Annotated in this window: 13 protein-coding genes and 1 tRNA gene; 3 read left to right on the top strand and 11 right to left on the bottom strand. The window is 62.4% G+C overall.

From position 1 onward, the window contains the following. Nucleotides 1–19 precede the first annotated feature (19 nt). Nucleotides 20–1,948: an alpha/beta fold hydrolase gene (locus tag P0Y65_10500; protein ID WEK06644.1), complete on the top strand. Its 1,929-nt coding sequence runs from the start codon at nucleotides 20–22 to the stop codon at nucleotides 1,946–1,948. 25 nt (nucleotides 1,949–1,973) lie between these two features. Here the strand turns inward: P0Y65_10500 and P0Y65_10495 are convergent, their stop codons facing one another. The 10 genes from P0Y65_10495 to P0Y65_10450 all read right to left on the bottom strand — a co-directional run bounded on the left by P0Y65_10495 (nucleotide 1,974) and on the right by P0Y65_10450 (nucleotide 13,103). Next, nucleotides 1,974–2,702, bottom strand: a complete 729-nt coding sequence (locus tag P0Y65_10495; protein ID WEK06643.1) for a FadR/GntR family transcriptional regulator — start codon at nucleotides 2,700–2,702, stop codon at nucleotides 1,974–1,976. Nucleotides 2,703–2,758: 56 nt separating this feature from the next. Further along, complete coding sequence (locus tag P0Y65_10490) at nucleotides 2,759–3,955, bottom strand: aminotransferase class V-fold PLP-dependent enzyme (GenBank protein WEK06642.1); 1,197 nt, start codon at nucleotides 3,953–3,955, stop codon at nucleotides 2,759–2,761. Nucleotide 3,956: 1 nt separating this feature from the next. Further along, a complete protein-coding gene (locus P0Y65_10485) occupies nucleotides 3,957–4,841 on the bottom strand; it encodes an ABC transporter permease (GenBank protein ID WEK06641.1) in 885 nt (294 codons plus the stop codon). After that, nucleotides 4,838–5,767 (bottom strand): ABC transporter permease, encoded by a 930-nt coding sequence (locus P0Y65_10480; GenBank protein WEK06640.1) that lies wholly within the window; start codon nucleotides 5,765–5,767, stop codon nucleotides 4,838–4,840. Before P0Y65_10480 ends, P0Y65_10485 begins: the two co-directional genes overlap by 4 nt. A gap of 10 nt (nucleotides 5,768–5,777) precedes the next feature. Beyond that, nucleotides 5,778–7,532: an ABC transporter ATP-binding protein gene (locus P0Y65_10475; GenBank protein ID WEK06639.1), complete on the bottom strand. Its 1,755-nt coding sequence runs from the start codon at nucleotides 7,530–7,532 to the stop codon at nucleotides 5,778–5,780. Between the two features lie 58 nt (nucleotides 7,533–7,590). Continuing rightward, nucleotides 7,591–9,195, bottom strand: a complete 1,605-nt coding sequence (locus P0Y65_10470; protein WEK06638.1) for a peptide ABC transporter substrate-binding protein — start codon at nucleotides 9,193–9,195, stop codon at nucleotides 7,591–7,593. A 203-nt stretch (nucleotides 9,196–9,398) separates the two neighbouring features. Beyond that, nucleotides 9,399–10,538 (bottom strand): MFS transporter, encoded by a 1,140-nt coding sequence (locus P0Y65_10465; GenBank protein WEK06637.1) that lies wholly within the window; start codon nucleotides 10,536–10,538, stop codon nucleotides 9,399–9,401. A 124-nt stretch (nucleotides 10,539–10,662) separates the two neighbouring features. Then, nucleotides 10,663–11,103, bottom strand: a complete 441-nt coding sequence (locus tag P0Y65_10460) for a hypothetical protein (GenBank protein ID WEK06636.1) — start codon at nucleotides 11,101–11,103, stop codon at nucleotides 10,663–10,665. A 229-nt stretch (nucleotides 11,104–11,332) separates the two neighbouring features. Beyond that, complete coding sequence (locus tag P0Y65_10455) at nucleotides 11,333–12,883, bottom strand: AbiV family abortive infection protein (GenBank protein WEK06635.1); 1,551 nt, start codon at nucleotides 12,881–12,883, stop codon at nucleotides 11,333–11,335. Nucleotides 12,884–13,029: 146 nt separating this feature from the next. Further along, nucleotides 13,030–13,103 (bottom strand) — tRNA-Gln (locus P0Y65_10450). A gap of 216 nt (nucleotides 13,104–13,319) precedes the next feature. Between P0Y65_10450 and P0Y65_10445 the strand changes: the two genes are divergently transcribed. After that, a complete protein-coding gene (locus P0Y65_10445; GenBank protein WEK06634.1) occupies nucleotides 13,320–14,501 on the top strand; it encodes a Ppx/GppA phosphatase family protein in 1,182 nt (393 codons plus the stop codon). After that, the gene (locus P0Y65_10440) at nucleotides 14,494–15,240 is read left to right on the top strand and encodes an RlmE family RNA methyltransferase (GenBank protein ID WEK06633.1); all 747 of its coding nucleotides are present in this window, start codon (nucleotides 14,494–14,496) and stop codon (nucleotides 15,238–15,240) included. Before P0Y65_10445 ends, P0Y65_10440 begins: the two co-directional genes overlap by 8 nt. A gap of 3 nt (nucleotides 15,241–15,243) precedes the next feature. Here the strand turns inward: P0Y65_10440 and P0Y65_10435 are convergent, their stop codons facing one another. Then, nucleotides 15,244–16,635, bottom strand: coding sequence for an MDR family MFS transporter (locus tag P0Y65_10435; GenBank protein WEK06632.1), 1,392 nt, complete (start codon nucleotides 16,633–16,635; stop codon nucleotides 15,244–15,246). Nucleotide 16,636: the final 1 nt, after the last annotated feature.

The raw sequence follows: 16,636 nt of genomic DNA, 5'->3' as shown, positions 1-16,636 counted from the left end.
TCGGGGCGGACTTGGGTTGATGAACGAAACGATCCCCGCTGCCAAAGTTCAGGAGGGTGCCGCAACGGCGCCCCTGCCGCTGCTGCTCTTGCCCGGCACGGCCTGCGACGCACGCCTCTTCGCGCCGCTGTTGGACGCGCTCGACGTGGCGGTGACACTGGTTGGCGACATGACAGGGGCGGGGTCCACGGCGGAGCTTGCCGAACGCATCCTGGCGGCTGCACCGGAGCGGTTTGCGCTCCTGGGTTTTTCGCTGGGCGGCATTGTGGCGCTGGAAATGATGGCACAGGCACCCGGGCGGATTTCTCGTCTCGCCCTGGTCGACACGACACCGCGGCCTGATCCCGCCGCCAATGCCATCAAGCGCCGCGCTTCGGTCGACAAGGCGCGGACTGAAGGCATGGACGGCTATATTGGCGATGCCTGGGAAAAGCTCGTGGCACCGGAGAATCTTGGTGACGCGACACTACGCGAGCTGATCACGGCCATGGCGCGCGATGCCGGGCCGGATGTGCTGGCAAGCCAGTCGGAAGTGGCGATCCACCGCGCCGACGGCCGGCCGCGACTGGGCGCCATCGCCGTGCCGACACTGATCCTGGCAGGGGAGGCCGAGCAGGTCTGCCCGCTGGAGGCGCATGAGGAAGTGGCGCAAGCCATCCCCGGCGCCCGATTTTTTACCATTCCAAAGGCGGGACACTTCGCCCCGCTTGAAAATCCGGCCGCAGTGGCGCGTCATGTGCGCGCCTGGCTGGAGCAAACCGATGCCATTCCGGCAGACCAACGAGGAGCGATCATGAGCGAGACCACCAGCAATCCCAAGGCCAAGGGCAGTTCCGCCGTGGCATTGGAGGAAAGCGTGCTTCAGGTGGAGCGCCGCGACTATCCTGATCTGGCCCCGACCGACCGTCCGCGCAGCCAGTCGCTCGACGGCTTCGACGACATCTATACCGACATTGTCGACTACATCATCCGCTGCACCCACAAGATCTGGGACGAGCGCGACATCGGGCTGATCTATACCCATTACACGCATAACTGCGTGCTCTATGGCACCACCGGCACGATCTACAATCGCGAGGATGTCGTGCGCGACACGATCCAGCGTCTCGTGAGCTTCCCCGAGCGTCGCGGCATGGGCACGCAGGTGATCTGGAACGGCAATGACAAGGACGGCTTCTATACCAGCCATCTGGTGACCGGCTCGGGCCGCCATACCCAATATGGCCATCTCGGCCAGCCGACCGGCAAACCCTTCGTGTCGCGGACCATTGCCGACTGCATGATCCATCGCAACATGATCTATCGCGAGTGGGTGGTGGCCGACCAGATGGCGATCATCAAGCAGCTCGGCCTTGATCCCAACCATTTTGCCGCCCGCACCGCCAGGCAGAAGTTCGACGCAGGGCTGACCTCGCTCGATATCGGCGAGAACCGCCGCTTCCTGGGTCAGACCCGCCCGAACGAAAAGGCGGACCTCAGCCTCGCGCATAACGATATCGAAGCGCAGACCATCGAGATGCTGCACGAGGTTTTCGTCAAGCGCATGTTCGGCCGCATCGCCCAGGACTATGCACCGACCGCGCAGTACCATGGTCCGCTGATGAAGGAGCTCTATGGCGTCGCTGCCATCATCCACCAGCATCTGGGCCTGATCGGTTCGCTGCCCGATGCGAGCTACGAAATCCAGCATGTCGCTTCCAACCCCTGCGAAGAGGGCGGCATCAAGGTCGCCGTGCGCTGGGTGATGGAAGGCCATCACCTCGGCTATGGTATCCTGGGCGAACTGGGCGATCCGACCGGCAAGCGCGTGCAGGTGATGGGCATGAGCCACTATCACTGGAAGGGCGGCAAGATCGTCGACGAATGGAATGTCTATGACGAGCTGAGCCTGCTGGTGCAGGTCAAGCTGGGGCAACTGGCCTCAGAGGCCGGCGTGCCCGAGAACTAGATCCCTCATCCAGCCGCGGGAAGGTTCAGGCCTTGCCGCGGCCGGCGATGATGTTGCGAACCTCGGTTTCCACCGAGTCGAGAATGGCATTGATCGCGGCCACAGCCCCGTCGACGTCTTCCGCCAGGATGGCGTCGGCCAGGTCGCGATGCATCGGGAAGGAGCCGAGGCCGAAATTGTCGGCAGCAAAGGGCGAGGCGCCGCCGCGCTCCAGCGCATTGTCGAGATTGCGCAGCAGCTGGCCATACATGGGATTGCCCGAGGCGTCGTAGATGGCGCCGTGGAAAGCATGGTCGGTTTTGCGCCAGGGACGGCCCGCGTCGACCTCGATGAGAAGCAGGGTGCAAAGACGGGCTATTTCCGCGCGCTGCTCCCGCGTCGCCTTGGTTGCCGCCTTGCGCACCACGTCATTTTCCAGCGTCCGGCGGATCTCCATGAGGCGCAGCAGGGCCTCGCCTTCCATCCGCACCATGGTCGGGACCAGGCCGCGCGAGGTTTGCACCCGGGCGGAAAGATAGGTGCCATCGCCACGCCGGCGGCGAATGATGCCCAGGCCCTCCCAGCGGTTGAGCGCCTCGCGAATGGTCGAGCGGCCGACGCCCAGCGTTTCTGCCAGCGAAACTTCTGGCGGCAGGCGGTCGCCGATCTGCAGGCCCGCCCGCTCTACCATTTCGGCAAGTGCATCCAGCACCGCCACATTGCGCGAGCGGTTTTCCAAAGGTTCAAGATAGCGCAGCGCGGCTTGCCGACTCACGATGCTCATCCTCCAGGCGATTGGCTGCCGCCAATCACCACATCCTGGCCTCGCTGTCAGCCATGTGCGCGTTGCGGCGCACCCAGTTCCAGCAATTCGCTCAATGCTTCGATCAGCCGGTCCATCTGCGGCCGGGAGTTGTAGCCCTGCACCGACACCCGGGCGATGCAATGGTCCTGCCATTTGAACACCGGGATCTCGATGCGATAGCGATCAAACAGCAGCTTGTGGATTTCCGCCGTGTCGCATTCCGGGATTGGCATGGCGACCATCTGTGGCGCGCAAAACCCCGGTGATGACAGCGGCGCGAGGCCGGTCAACTCGCCAAGGCGGCGAGCCGTATCCTGCGCCAGCTGGGTGCAATGGGAGATGACGGAGGTCCAGTCATTGTCACGACGGAAGCGCAGGGCTTCTGGCACGGCCAGCCAGGCAGATGGATCGCGCGTGCCCTGCACCTCAATCTCGTCGATGAAGGGCGAATTGCCGAAGGCGCCCTTGGCGTCGGGCTGCTTGCTCTCGGCGGTCCAGCCGTGGCTGATGACCAGCGGGTCGATCATGCCCTGCATCTCGGGCCGGGCGTAGAGGAAGGCCGAGCCCTTGGGCGTCATCAGCCACTTATGGCAATTACCCGAGTAGAAATCGGCGCCCAGCTCGTCCAGCGCCAAGGGGATATGGCCAGGCGTATGCGCACCATCGATCACCGACCAGATGCCACGGCGACGGGCCTCGGCAATGGCGGGAGCAATGGGGAAGAGCAGGGCCGTGGGCGAGGTGATGTGGCTGAGGAACAGCACCTTCGTGCGGTCGGTCATGCCATTGACCAGCGCTTCGGTGAAGGCGGCTTCCGAAGTCAGTGGCATGGGCACCTTGACGACGACCACCTCGGCCCCGGTCTGGCGGCAGACGAAGGCCCAGGTCTTTTCCAGCGCCGAATATTCGTGATCGGTAGTGAGGATCTGATCGCCCGGCTTCAGCGGCAGCGAGCGCGCCACAATGTTGAGCCCGCTGGTGGCATTGATGACGGCGGCGATATTGTCCTGTGCCGTGCCCAGTTCGGCGGCCAGTGCCACGCGCGGCGCGGCCATCATTTCGGTCAGGCGGCGGCCGAGGAATTCTACCGGCTCGCTCTCGAGTTCGCGCTGGAAGCCCTGATAGGCGTCGAACACCGGGCTGGGGCAGGCGCCGAACGAGCCATGGTTGAGGAAGACGACATCCTCGCGAAGGAGGAATTGCCGGGCAAGATTGTCGGACACGTCAACGGCCTTTCAGGGTCGGATCGAGGGCATCGCGCAGCCCGTCGCCGAAGAGGGATGTGGCAAGAACGGTGATGGCGAGGGCAGCAGTCGGAAAGACGGCCAGATGCCAGTAGAAGAACATGAAGTCGATGCCCTCATTCACCATCTGGCCCCAGGTTGGGGTCGGCGGTGGCACGCCGACACCGAGGAAGCTGAGGCTGGCTTCGAGCATCATGGCCAGCGGAATGGCCAGCACGAAGCCGACGATGATCGGGCTGATCGAATTGGGAATGAGGTGGCGGCGGATGATATACCAGGGCGAGGCACCCAGCGCCTGCGCCGCACGGACAAATTCCTTCTCGCGGAAGGCCTTCACCTGCGCGCGCACCAAAAGACACACCTGAACCCAGCCGAAGAGCGCGGCGATCAGGACGATCATCACATAGCCGCCACGAGTCATCGAGCCGAGCAGTAGGGCCGCCAGCAGCGGCGGGACGACCGAGAAAAGTTCGATCACCCGCATGATGAACCAGTCGGTCCTGCCGCCGAAATAGCCGGCCAGCGCACCGAGCGGAATGCCGATCAGCACCGAGAAGCCGGCGGCGATGAAGCCGATGGAGAGCGAAATCTGCGCGCCGTAAACGATGCGGCTGAAGAAATCGCGTCCGAGATTGTCGATGCCGAACCAGTGCTGCTCCGACGGGAAGGCCAAAGCCTCCGTAAGGAACAACTGGGCTTCGGGCGGGTGGCGGGTGATCAGCGGCGCCAGGATTGCCATCAGGATCAGGATGCCGAGGACGAGACCTCCGCCGACGGCGGCCTTGTTGCCGAGGAAGCGCTGCCAGGCGAACCAGAGCGGGCTGCGCTGGCGGATGATCGGGGGTGCGGCGGCTATATCGGTCATTCGGCGCCTCCGACGCGGATACGGGGATTGATCAGGGCGTAGACGACGTCGGCGAGCAGATAGGCGATGCAATACATGAAGGTGATCATCAGCATCAGCGCCATTTCGAGCGGATAGTCGCGCTGCTGGATGGAGGAGACGAAATAGGAGCCGAGGCCCGGAATGCGGAACATGGCTTCGACGAAGATCGAGCCGGTCGCCGTCCCGATGAACATGGGCAGGAAGACCGTGACCAGCGGAATGGCTGAATTGCGCAGCACATGCTGGAAGATGATGCGGCGCTCGCTTAGGCCCTTGGCGCGCAGCACGGTGACGAATTGCCGGCTCATCGTGTCGAGCATGGCCGAACGCGTGTAGCGGGCATAGGTCGCCAGCGGGATCAGCGCATAGCAGACGATGGGCAGGATCCAGCGCTCGGGCTTGCCCCAGCCGCTGGCGGGCAGCCAGTTGAGCCAGACGGCAAACACCAGGATCAAGAGCATGGAGGTGATGAAGACGGGAATGGTCAGCCCGATGGTCGACAGCGCCGAGGCGACATAGTCGATCCAGCTGTTGCGGTTGAGCGCCGCCGCCATGCCCAGCAGAATGCCAAGTGGCGCGCCGATCAGCACGCCCAGGCCACCAAGGACGAGGCTTGGCACCCAGGCCCGGGAGAGCAGGCCGAGCACGGTTTCCCCGGGGCTCTGATAAGGCACGCCGAAATCGAGGCGCAGCACGCCAGCCATGTAGTTGAGATATTGCACATAGACCGGCTGATCGAGGCCGAGCTGGGCCATCATCTTGTCGCGCACGGCCTGTGACACCGGCATTTCATTGGCGTCGAACGGCCCGCCGGGAATGGCATGCATGACAAAGAAGATGATCAGCGAGACCACGATAAAGGTCACGGCGACCGAGAGCAGGCGGCGAATGATGTAACCGAGCATCCGTTTCTCCTCAGGTCGTGACGATGGCTTCGACGCGATGGCCGGGGGCGATGGTGACCAGTCTCGGTTCGGCATGCGGTGCCGATCCGGTCTGGATCACGGTGAAACGGGGCGTCGCGGCGTCGATCTCCTCGCCGGTGAGGAAAGTGCGCGCGCGCTTGTCGCGTGGGTTGGTGGCAGGAACGGCATCGAGCAGGGCTCGGGTATAGGGATGCTGCGGCTCGGCAAAGATGCGCGCGGTCGGCGCCTCCTCGACCACGCGGCCGCGATACATGACGACGACGCTGTCGGTCAGCGATTTGACGGTCGACAGGTCATGGCTGATGAACAGCATGGAGAGGCCCAGTTCCGCCTGGAGTTTTTTCAGCAGGCCGATGATCTGCGCCTTGACGGTCACGTCGAGGGCCGAGGTGGGTTCGTCGGCGACGAGGACGCTGGGCTCGAGCACGAGGGCACGGGCGATGGCGACGCGCTGGCGCTGGCCGCCCGACAATTCATGCGGATAGCGGCTGGCAAAGCTGGCATTGAGGCCGACCCGGGTGAGCCAGTCGAGCGCCTTGGCCTCTTGCTCCCTGGGCGTGCCGATCTTGTGGATATGCAGTGGCTCGGCGATGATCTGCACCAGGGTCATCATCGGATCGAGCGCCGAATAGCTGTCCTGAAAGATGATCTGCATCTGCTTGCGCCAGGGCTTCAGCGCTTCGGGCGAAAGCTCGGAAATATCGGTGCCATGCAGCAGGATCTGCCCGCGGCTGGCGTCGGTCAGGCGCATGGCCATCATGCCCGTGGTCGTCTTGCCCGAACCGCTCTCGCCGACAATGGCAACGATCCGGTTACGGGGCAGGGCGATATTGACCTCGCGCACCGCATGGAAATCGGAATAGTCGGTGCGAAAGCCGCGCCGGCGACGAATGCGATAGGCCTTGGCCAGCCCACGCAGTTCCAGCGCCGGTGTTGCCTCGTCGTCGCCGCGCGACGGTTCGAAACTGGCGTGCAGGCTCGCGAGCAACTGCTTGGTATAGGCATGCTGCGGCGCATCGAAGATCTGCTGCACCGGGCCCTGTTCCATCACTGCACCCTGATACATGACCAGCACGCGATCGACGGTTTCGGCTATGACGCCGAGGTCATGGGTGATCATGATCAGCGCCATGCCGAATTCGGCCTGCACCTTTTTGATGAGCTGGAGGATCTGCGCCTGGATGGTGACATCGAGCGCCGTGGTGGGCTCGTCGGCAATCAGCACCTTGGGCCGGCAGGACAGCGCCATGGCGATCATCGCCCGCTGCAGCATGCCTCCGGACAGCTGATGCGGATAATAGTCGAGCACGTCGCGCGCATTCTTGATCTCGACGCGCAGCAGCAATTGCTCGGCCTCGATCCGAGCGTCCTTTTTGGAAAGCTTGCGATGCGCCTGAATGGTTTCGACAATCTGGTGGCCTATGGTGAAGACCGGATCAAAGGCCGTCATCGGATCCTGGAAGATCATCGCCGCGGCCCGGCCGCGCAGCCGAGCCAGGTCTTCCTTGTTAGCCTTCAGCACATCCACACCATCGAGCCGCATGGCCTTGGCCTGAACTTCCGCCGTGGCCGGCAGCAGGCGGAGCAGGGCGCTGCAGCTGACCGATTTACCGGAGCCGCTTTCGCCGACGATGCCGAGGCTTTCCCCCTCCTCGAGGCTGAAGCTGATGCTGCGAACGGCCTCGACGGACCCGCCATAATGGCGGAAGGTGACCTTGAGGTCTTCGATCTCGACAAGTGGCATATAGTCTGGCCCCTGAAATGCCTCCCGGCGAACCGGGAGGCACAGATGAAACGCTGGATCAGTTCTTCGTCAGGTGGGTGAAGAAGTAGTGGCCCAGCCGGTCGAGCGGGGTGAAGCCCAGCGCATTGGGCGTCGAGGCGTCGCCACCCAGCGCATCGGAGATCACTGCAGTGGTGATCGGATGCACCAGCGGCACGATCAGGCCCTGGTCGATCATGACCTGCTCGGCCTGCCCATAAAGATCCTTGCGCACCTCGGGATCGGATTCGGAGTCGGCCTTGGCGACCAGCTCGTCATATTCGGGCACGAAGTAATTGTGGCGCCCGCCATTGTAGAAGATGCCGTAGAAGTTGGACGCATCGAGATAGTCGTATTCATAGGGGGCGATGAAGATGTTGTTCTTCTTGCCGCGCATGCCGTCCATCCACTCCGGCCCGGGCAGGATGCGGATGGCCATGTCGATCCCGAGCACTTCCTTGAACTCGGCCTGCAGATACTGCGCCATGGGCGGGACGATGGCGGAGTTATAGCCGCCTTCCTCGCGGATCCAGACTTCGATCGCCGGGAAGCCCTCGCCATTGGGGTAGCCGGCATCGGCCAGGAACTGCTTGGCCTTGTCCGGATCGAACACGGCTTCCGCCGCGATCTCTTCATTGTAGCCAGGATAGCCCGGTGGCAGGATCGAGCCGGCCGGGATGGCAATGTCCTTGAGGACGGTCGAGGTCAGCTCGGCGCGATCCACGGCATAGTAGAAGGCGCGGCGCACATTGACGTCGTTGAACGGCGGCGCGTCGAGGTCATAGGCGATGTAGGAGGTGGCAAACACCGCATTCTGGCGGATACCATCAGGGAAGCGCTGCGTTGCGACTGGCACCTGGCCGGTGTTGAGGAAGGAATAGTCGGCATCGCCGGCAAGGAAGGCCGGGAGACCGACTTCAGGGGCGTTGAGCGTCGGGTCGAGCTCGAGACGATCGACCATTGGCTGCCAGGGGCCGGTATAGGTTTCCGACTTGGTCAGGACCACCGAGTTGTTGGATTTTTCCCAGCTCTCGATCGAGAACGGGCCGGAGGAGACGATCGACTCGACATTGAGCGCCCAATCGTCGCCCAGCTCGTCCACCTTGTGCTTGGGCACGGGGTACCAGAGGCTGGTGACCGAGGGGAAATAGGGTTTTGGCGCATTGGTGGTGACTTCGATGGTCAGATCATCCACGGCCACAAGGCCCAGCGTATCGGCCTCTGCCGTGCCTTCGGTGACTTCCTTCCAGCCTTTGATGCCGCCGGCGAAATCCCAGTACCAGGCAAAGTCATAGCCGCTGGTGGCAGCGCGCTGCAGGGCAAAGACATAGTCTTCGGCGGTCAGCGGCTCGCCATCGGACCAGACCAGGCCCTCGCGCAGCTTGAAGGTCCAGGTCAGGCCATCTTCGGACTGCGACCAGCTCTCGGCCGCCATCGGCGTCAGCTCGAATTCCTTGTCGAAGGTGGCGATCGGCACCTGCAGCAGTTCGGACCCGGTGCCGCGATCATAGACCGTCTTCATATAGTCCATATAGGTGCCGGCGGTCGAACCGGTCGGTGCCACGATCGTGGTCTGCGCCACGACCGGAAGCGTCAGTGCCGTGGCCAGCGCCAGCGGTCCAACCATGCGATGCACGAAGTTCATAGATTTCCCTCCATCAAAACGAGCGATGACATTCCCTGCATGCCGGCGCCGGCCATGGCCGCCCCCGACGTCTTGCTCTTGCCGTGGTTTGCCCGGCGCTTCGGAAAACAGACCCCTCTGCTCTCCAAATGACATATGTCTGACAAATCTGCTCGGACGTGGCAAGCCCGTTTGGGGGAGATGTGGGGAAGTCCGCGCAGCCATCAGGCTACAGTGGCACTGGTCCTGGACTGCAGCCGGGGCGCGAGCAGGACGACGCCGAGGGCAAAGGGGACAAGGCAGGCGAGCGCGTCGCGCAGCCCGACCTGGTCGGCAATGAAGCCGACGACCGGCGGGCCGATGACATAGCCGGAAAAGCAGATCAGCGACAGCGATGCGATGTTCATGGCGGCGGAGCGGCCGGGCTGATGCGCCGCGGCCGTTACCGAAATCGGGAAGATCAGCGAGGCGGCAAGGCCCATCAGCGCAAATCCGAGCAGGGCCGCCCAGACGCCGGGGGCGAGCCAGAGCATCAATAGGCCCAGCACGCCCGAAATGCCGCAGCAGCGTGCGATAAAGACCGGTCCCAGACGATCGACCAGCCGGTCGCCAGCCAGCCGCGTTGCCGCCATGATGGCGGCAAAGACACCGAAACCCGCGCCTGTCAGCGCCGCCTTGGCGCCATGCTCGCTGCGCAGATAGACTGCGGCCCAGTCTGCCATGGCGCCTTCCAGCACGCAGGCGCAGAAGGGCAGCAGGCACAGCACCAGCAGCGGCACATCGGGCAGGGCCAAGGCCGGCCCCGGCGCCGAAGATATAGGACTCTGGCCAAGATTTGCAGTCGAGACATAGGCCAGCACCAGCAGGAGGGGGGCCGTTGCGGTGAGGGTGATACTGGCATCGAGCTGCAGCGCCAGCGCCAGGCTGCCCAGCGCCGCACCGGTGAGATTGCCCACGCTCCACAGCCCATGACAGCTCGACATGATCCGCCGGCCGACGCGGCTTTCGACGGCATCGGCGGTGGCGTTCATGGCCACTTCCACCCCGGCAATGCCCGACCCGTAAAAGAACAGAGCCACCGCAAAGCTCGGCAGGTCCCAGGCGAGGCCGGGAAGAATGGACGTCAGGGCCAGCCAGAAAAAGCTGATGCGGATGGCGGTCCGCTCGGAAAAGTGCGCGATGACCAGCGTGCCGACCAGCGGCAGCGACGACATGATGCCGAGCGGCAGGGCGGCCAGCGCCAGCCCGAGCTGCCCGACATCGAGGTCCAGATCCGCCTGGATGTCCGGCAGATGCGGCAACCACTTGGCGATGATCAATCCGTCGAGAAAGAAGATCAGGCGAATGGCAGTAACCGGTGACATCCCGCGCCCCCACGACTGACAATACGCAAGTCTAAGCAGTATTAAGTGCGGGAGTCGAATTTAAAAGACGGGATATTCACCGGGGATAGTGCATCGACTGCTTGGGGAGGAACCCCTTAAGCCCCTACATTGGCAATTCGGTGCGCTGATAGAAGCCATCGATGTCTGATCCGAGGCCACAGAAGCGGGCTGCGGCACCGCTATCGCTGACGAAGGCACCTTCAGGACCAACACGCACCTCGATGACCAGCGCTTCAGCGCCAATGTCATCGGCAGTGATCGTATAGAGCTCACCCTCGAACGGCACCACGCTTGCCGCAATGACGTCATCCAGGTCCTGCGACCCGACGGCCTCCAGCTCGCAATCCGCCGCCGTCGCGTCCCCATTGGGAATGCCGCCAGCCCGGAAAGTAACCCGCCAGTCCTCGCCCTCTTCGGTCAATGTCATGACCGCAGCAGCCGGCTCCGTCCGCTCGAACGCCGCATCAACGGCTTTACTCTTGGCCTGAGCCGAACCACAGACCAGCAGGCTCAACAGGACGGCGGCGGTCGACTGGATGTTCATTGGAAGCTCTCCGATTTGATGGGGTTCTCGTATCCGGATTCGAAGACGGTTATAGGTCAACCGGTATATTCGAGAACAAACCCATGCCATTTCCCCTTAGCGTGGGTTTTTCTTTTGAGATTTTTGTCTGTAAGCGCTGATTTATGTTGCGCTTTGTTCACCCAACCGCGCCCGGCCCTCAGCGGGAAAAAGATAAGTCAGGGTTTACTTGTTGGGCAATTAAGTCATTTCAAGCGTCCGGTCGAGCGAACTTATCCTTCACATCCTTGTAGGAAATCGGGTGGATCGCGACCATGTAATACCAGTCGACAAATGCTTTCATGAGCCCAGCAAACGTCATTTTGGGCATCGGACCATTGACCGGTGCGCCGCCGTTCTGCGCAGCATCCAAAGCGCGAAGAATTTCGGTCATGTCCGGCTGTTCATCGAATGATCCCATTCGAGCTGCCACAAATTTGGTGAAAGCTGGCTCTAGTGGATCGTTAGGCTTCAAGTCGCCTCGCTGTCCCATAAGCATGCGCATTGCGGCAGCAAAGTGAATCAGCGCATCCCCAGCTCTGGGCATATGAACACTGCTGGAGGCCAGCGCCTCTAGACCTGCAGCATAATAGTCAAAGAACATAGCAGGTCTTGGGCCAAACGCTGGCATTGGAAGCGCGGTTAACACTGCCATGAGCCGCGCCATATCGTCTTCATTGAGCGCTTTCCTATCCTTGCCCCAATCCAACGGCTCCTCGCCTTTTTCGAGAACTACCTGCATTGCGGGGTTCTGCAGATCATCGATCCTTTCATACCATTTGGTCGTATCTTCCGCGAACCGCCACCACCAAGTTCCAAGGGTGGCGAGATTGAGAGCGACCGTGAAGTGGCGTGCCAGCGCCCAGCCGAAATCATAGACAGCCGCTACCGGCACGTTATCGTGGAGTGTCAGATCGACTATCAGCTCGGGCTTTTTCGCCACTGGCGAAAGCTGGATCGCCTGCATCGCAGAGTTCCACGTTTTCAGAGGCCCAGGTCTTATTGAATGCGTCACCGAATAAAGTCGGAACCGAATTCTCCATTTCGGTTTCTCACCCTTCTTAGGCAACACTCTGGCTAGCTCTAGCGCTATGGCTTCATGCTCTGACCGCTTTCGTTCATCGAGCTCTGATTTCAGCCAAGCGGTCCAGATTGGAACGTCATCGAGCTCGATAAGCTTGGCCAATGATGACTTGGAGAAAATGAACGCTCTGGTCTCAGCCCTACCGCTCGCCCTCAAGAACCAAGTAAGTAGCTCCGCTTCCGAATCTTCGAAATGCTCCCGCAAAGTCTGAGATCGGGCGAGCGCCTGCCGGGCTCTTGCCAAGTCCAAGAGTCCTTGAGCGTCATCGGCAGACACGTTGTCGCTGGGGACGCTAACGGCTTTGGCGGTCACGTCCACGTAAAGACCTGCCACGCGTTTGCTGTGTAATGTCTCCGCCAGCTTTTCGGCGTCCCTGATTGCAGCGGGATCAACCGATTGGGCCGTCAGCATCCCGCCAAAGAAGCACCAAAAAAGCTTCTTCTGGTGGTCGGTATGCTGTTTGTCGCTGAACGGCTCGATTGATCCATCCGATAGGTCGGCCATTCGGTTGAGCGTCAGAAAATGGTGTTTGCCAATCTCTTCCAATGCCAAAACCGCAAGATGAAAGGCGATGTTAGGTTGACCAGAATCCAATACGGCAACTGCCGCTGCGATTAGGCTATCCGCATTGTCGAGACACGCTGCCGAAGCTGCAAAATAGAGATCAGACTCAACCATGCTGCCCCGTAGCTCCCTGTATGATTGCGGGAGCGTAAACGGCGGTGGCATACGATCGCAAGACATGCCACAGCCGCTAGCGAAACATGCTAAAAAGGCCTGCTGATGGAGCTAGCTAAATCGTTGATTTTTTTAGAAAAAAGAATTGGCTGGGGAACCTGGACTCGAACCAAGATCGACGGAGTCAGAGTCCGCTGTTCTACCATTGAACTATTCCCCAGCAGCGGTGGGCCGCTGGACCGGATTTGCCGGTGCGCGGTCTACATAGACAATGATTTTTCAGATTGCAAGCGCCTCTGACATGGCCTGTGTGCAAACCCGTGCCATTGCGCTGGCGAGCCCCTTGCACTACCGTCGTTTTCGACACGCAATGAACAGTGCGCCGGGCGCCGCCGGCTAGGCCGGAACGGGCGACCGCGCACGACAGGAGACTACAGTGACCGATTCCGATCGGTCCGCCGCCACAGAATCGTCCCTGGACGAGCCGGCGGTCCGTATCTCGCAGGAGCACAGGCCTGTGGGCAGGGCAGGGGGCGATCCGTCCCCGCACCGAACGGACAAGCGGACACCCAACGCCCCGAATCCGCGCCGCCATCGCGGTCCCATTTATGCCGCGCTAGACCTCGGCACCAACAATTGCCGCCTGTTGATTGCCCGCCCGCATGACCACGGCTTTCGCGTGCTCGATGGTTTCACCCGAATCGTCCGGCTCGGCGAGGGCGTTTCGGTCACCGGCCGGCTGGGCGATGCCGCCATGGAACGCACCATGGAAGCGCTGCGCCAGTGCCGCAACAAGCTGCGCGAGCACCAGCCGACACGCATGCGCCTGATCGCCACCGAAGCCTGCCGCGCCGCCGAGAACGGCCCGGCTTTCCTGGCGCGGGTCAAGGCCGAGATCGGGCTCGATCTCGAGATCGTCGATCGCCGTACCGAGGCCGAGCTTGCCGTCACCGGCTGCGCCGACCTGATCGAGGGTGCAGCCGCCGGCGCGCTGATGTTTGATATCGGCGGTGGTTCGTCCGAACTGGCCTGGCTCGATTTCCGCGGTGGCCGGCCCAAGTCGCAGGGCCGCATGTCGGCCTCGATTCGCTCCTGGCAGTCGCTGCCGGTGGGCGTGGTCTCGATTGCGGAAAAGTTCGGCGGCGTCGATGTGACGCCCGAGGTTTTCGAAGCCATGGTCGCCCATGTCTCGGAACACCTCAAGCAGTTCCGTGGCCGCGAAAAGCTGCGCCAGATGATCGGCACGCATCCGGTGCACCTGATCGGCACCTCTGGCACGGTCACGACGTTGGCCGGCCTGCACCTGGGGCTGGAGCGCTACGAGCGCCAGAAGGTCGACGGGCTGTGGATGCGGCGCGCCGAGGTCGACGAGACCATGAACGTGCTGCTCGGCATGCCCTTCGATCGCCGCGTTGCCCATCCCTGCATCGGGCGCGACCGGGCTGACCTGGTCCTGCCCGGCTGCGCCATTTTTGAGGCCATCCGCCGCGAGTGGCCGACCGAGCGCGTCCGCGTTGCCGATCGTGGCTTGCGCGAAGGCATCCTGATTTCACTGATGGATGCCGATCGCGTCCAGGCGCGCGCATCGCGCTATCCGAGGAAGAATTCCAATGGTTGACAAGGCACTCGGCACCGGCGGGCGCAAGTCCGACAAGGATCTCAAGATCCGCGTGAAATCGGCCAAGGGCCGTAAGGTCTCGTCGACGAAATGGCTCGAGCGCCAGCTCAACGATCCCTATGTGGCGCGCGCCCGCGCCGAAGGCTATCGCTCGCGCGCCGCCTTCAAGATCAAGGAAATGGACGAAAAGCATAAGCTCTTCCACAAGGGCACGCGCGTCGTCGACCTGGGCGCTGCGCCCGGTGGCTGGAGCCAGATTGCGGCGGCGGCCGTCGGTTCGACCGATGAAAATCCGCTGGTCGTCGGCATCGACTATCTCGAAATGGACCCGATTCCCGGCGTGATCCTGTTCCGCAAGGATTTCACCGAGGATGATGCCCCCCAGATGCTGATCGACGCCATGGGTGGCAAGAAGGCCGACCTGGTGATGAGCGACATGGCCTGGCCCACCACGGGCCACCGCCCAACCGACCATCTGCGCATCGTGCAACTGATCGAGATCGCCGCCGACTTTGCGCTCGACGTGCTGGCGCCCAATGGCACGTTCGTGGCCAAGGTTTTCCAGGGCGGCACCGAGCACGAGCTGCTGCATATGCTCAAGCGCCACTTCCGCAGCACCTTCCACGCCAAGCCAAAGTCGAGCCGGCAGGATTCGGCCGAAGCCTATCTCATCGCCAAGGGCTTCAAGGGGCATCGCGATGGCGACGCCCATTTCGGCGATCGCGGCGAAGACGAATAGGCTTTAGTGCAGGCCGCCGCTGTTGGTGAGCTGGTGTCCCGCATTGTTGGGCAGGCGCCAGAACAGCAGCGTTGCGACGAAACCGACGGCGGCGACGACGTAAAAGGCGATGTGGAAATCGCCCAGCACCAGCGCCTCGCCGCCGCGCAGCTTGTGCGTCAGTTCCAGGATGCCGCCGCCCAGCGCCACACCCATGGCAAACATCAGCTGGCCCCAGACCTGGCTGATCGTATTGGCCTGACCGGAATCCCTGTCCTCGATATCGGCGAAGGTAAAGGCATTGGAGCCTGTCCAGAACATGGATTGCCAGAAGCCGGTGAACACCAGCACGCCCAGGATCAGCGCCATCGGCGTGGTGGGCACATAGCTGCCCATGGCGACGATGCCACCGGCCGAAACGGCGGTTGAGATCACCAGCGGATATTTGAAGCCGAAGCGGGCAAACATCCAGTTAGCGACGAATTTGGCGATCAGCGCCCCCACGGCGCCGGCAAAGGTCACCATGCCCGATTCGAACGGGTTCATGCCGAAGGTCAGCTGCAGCATCAGCGGGAATAGGAAGGGCGTCGCGCCCTGGCCGAGCCGGAAGAATGTGCCCGCCACCACGGCGGTGCGGAAGATCGGATAACGCAGCAACCGCAGGTCGAGCAGCGGATATTCGACGCTGAGCGCATGCCGCACATAGACAAAGCCAAGCCCGATCCCCGCAGCGGCAGCGATCGCGCCATAGAGCGGAGGCAGGGCCGGCAGGCTCACCACCGAGCAGCCAAAGGCAAACAGCGCAAAGGCTGCGCCAGCCAGCACGAACCCCTTGCGATCGATCCGCCGCGGCGCATTGCGCACCTCATTGGGCAGCACCAGCCCGACCAGCAGCATGCCCATGATGCCAATGGGCACATTGATGATGAAGATCCAGTGCCAGGAAAAATAGGTGGTGAGGAAACCGCCGAACGGCGGGCCGACGATCGGCCCGATCAGCGCCGGAATGGTAAGCCATGCCATGGCATCGACCAGCCGGTGTCGCGGTGTCGCCCGCACCAGCACGAGACGCGCCACAGGCCCCATCATCGCGCCACCCATGCCCTGCACAAAGCGGGCACAGACAAAGGCCGTCGGTGACGATGAAAAGGCGCAGGCCACCGAGCCGCACATGAACACCAGCATGGCGACGCGAAACACATTGCGTGCGCCGAACCGGTCGGCCATCCAGCTCGAAATGGGGATGAAGATGGCTAGCGCCACCAGATAGGCCGTAAGCGCGAGTTTGAGCGAAATCGGATCAGTGCCGATGTCACTGGCGATGGCCGCCAGCGAGGTGGCGATCACCGTGGAATCCATGTTCTCCATGAACAAGGCTGTGGCCAGCACCAGCGGCACCACGCGCGACGATACCACC

This window comes from Candidatus Devosia phytovorans (assembly GCA_029202405.1).
GTDB classification, from domain to species: domain Bacteria; phylum Pseudomonadota; class Alphaproteobacteria; order Rhizobiales; family Devosiaceae; genus Devosia; species Devosia phytovorans.
The sequence above is the reverse complement of the archived record's forward strand: the minus strand, read 5'-3'. Positions and strand labels throughout refer to the sequence as shown.

Bases quoted from the DNA above. Each gene is read 5' to 3' on its own strand.
- P0Y65_10440 (WEK06633.1), top strand. From the start codon at position 14,494: ATGGTTGACAAGGCACTCGGCACCGGCGGGCGCAAGTCCGACAAGGAT.
- P0Y65_10500 (WEK06644.1), top strand. From the start codon at position 20: ATGAACGAAACGATCCCCGCTGCCAAAGTTCAGGAGGGTGCCGCAACG.
- P0Y65_10480 (WEK06640.1), bottom strand. From the start codon at position 5,767: ATGCTCGGTTACATCATTCGCCGCCTGCTCTCGGTCGCCGTGACCTTT.
- P0Y65_10475 (WEK06639.1), bottom strand. From the start codon at position 7,532: ATGCCACTTGTCGAGATCGAAGACCTCAAGGTCACCTTCCGCCATTAT.
- P0Y65_10460 (WEK06636.1), bottom strand. From the start codon at position 11,103: ATGAACATCCAGTCGACCGCCGCCGTCCTGTTGAGCCTGCTGGTCTGT.
- P0Y65_10465 (WEK06637.1), bottom strand. From the start codon at position 10,538: ATGTCACCGGTTACTGCCATTCGCCTGATCTTCTTTCTCGACGGATTG.
- P0Y65_10470 (WEK06638.1), bottom strand. From the start codon at position 9,195: ATGAACTTCGTGCATCGCATGGTTGGACCGCTGGCGCTGGCCACGGCA.
- P0Y65_10455 (WEK06635.1), bottom strand. From the start codon at position 12,883: ATGGTTGAGTCTGATCTCTATTTTGCAGCTTCGGCAGCGTGTCTCGAC.
- P0Y65_10485 (WEK06641.1), bottom strand. From the start codon at position 4,841: ATGACCGATATAGCCGCCGCACCCCCGATCATCCGCCAGCGCAGCCCG.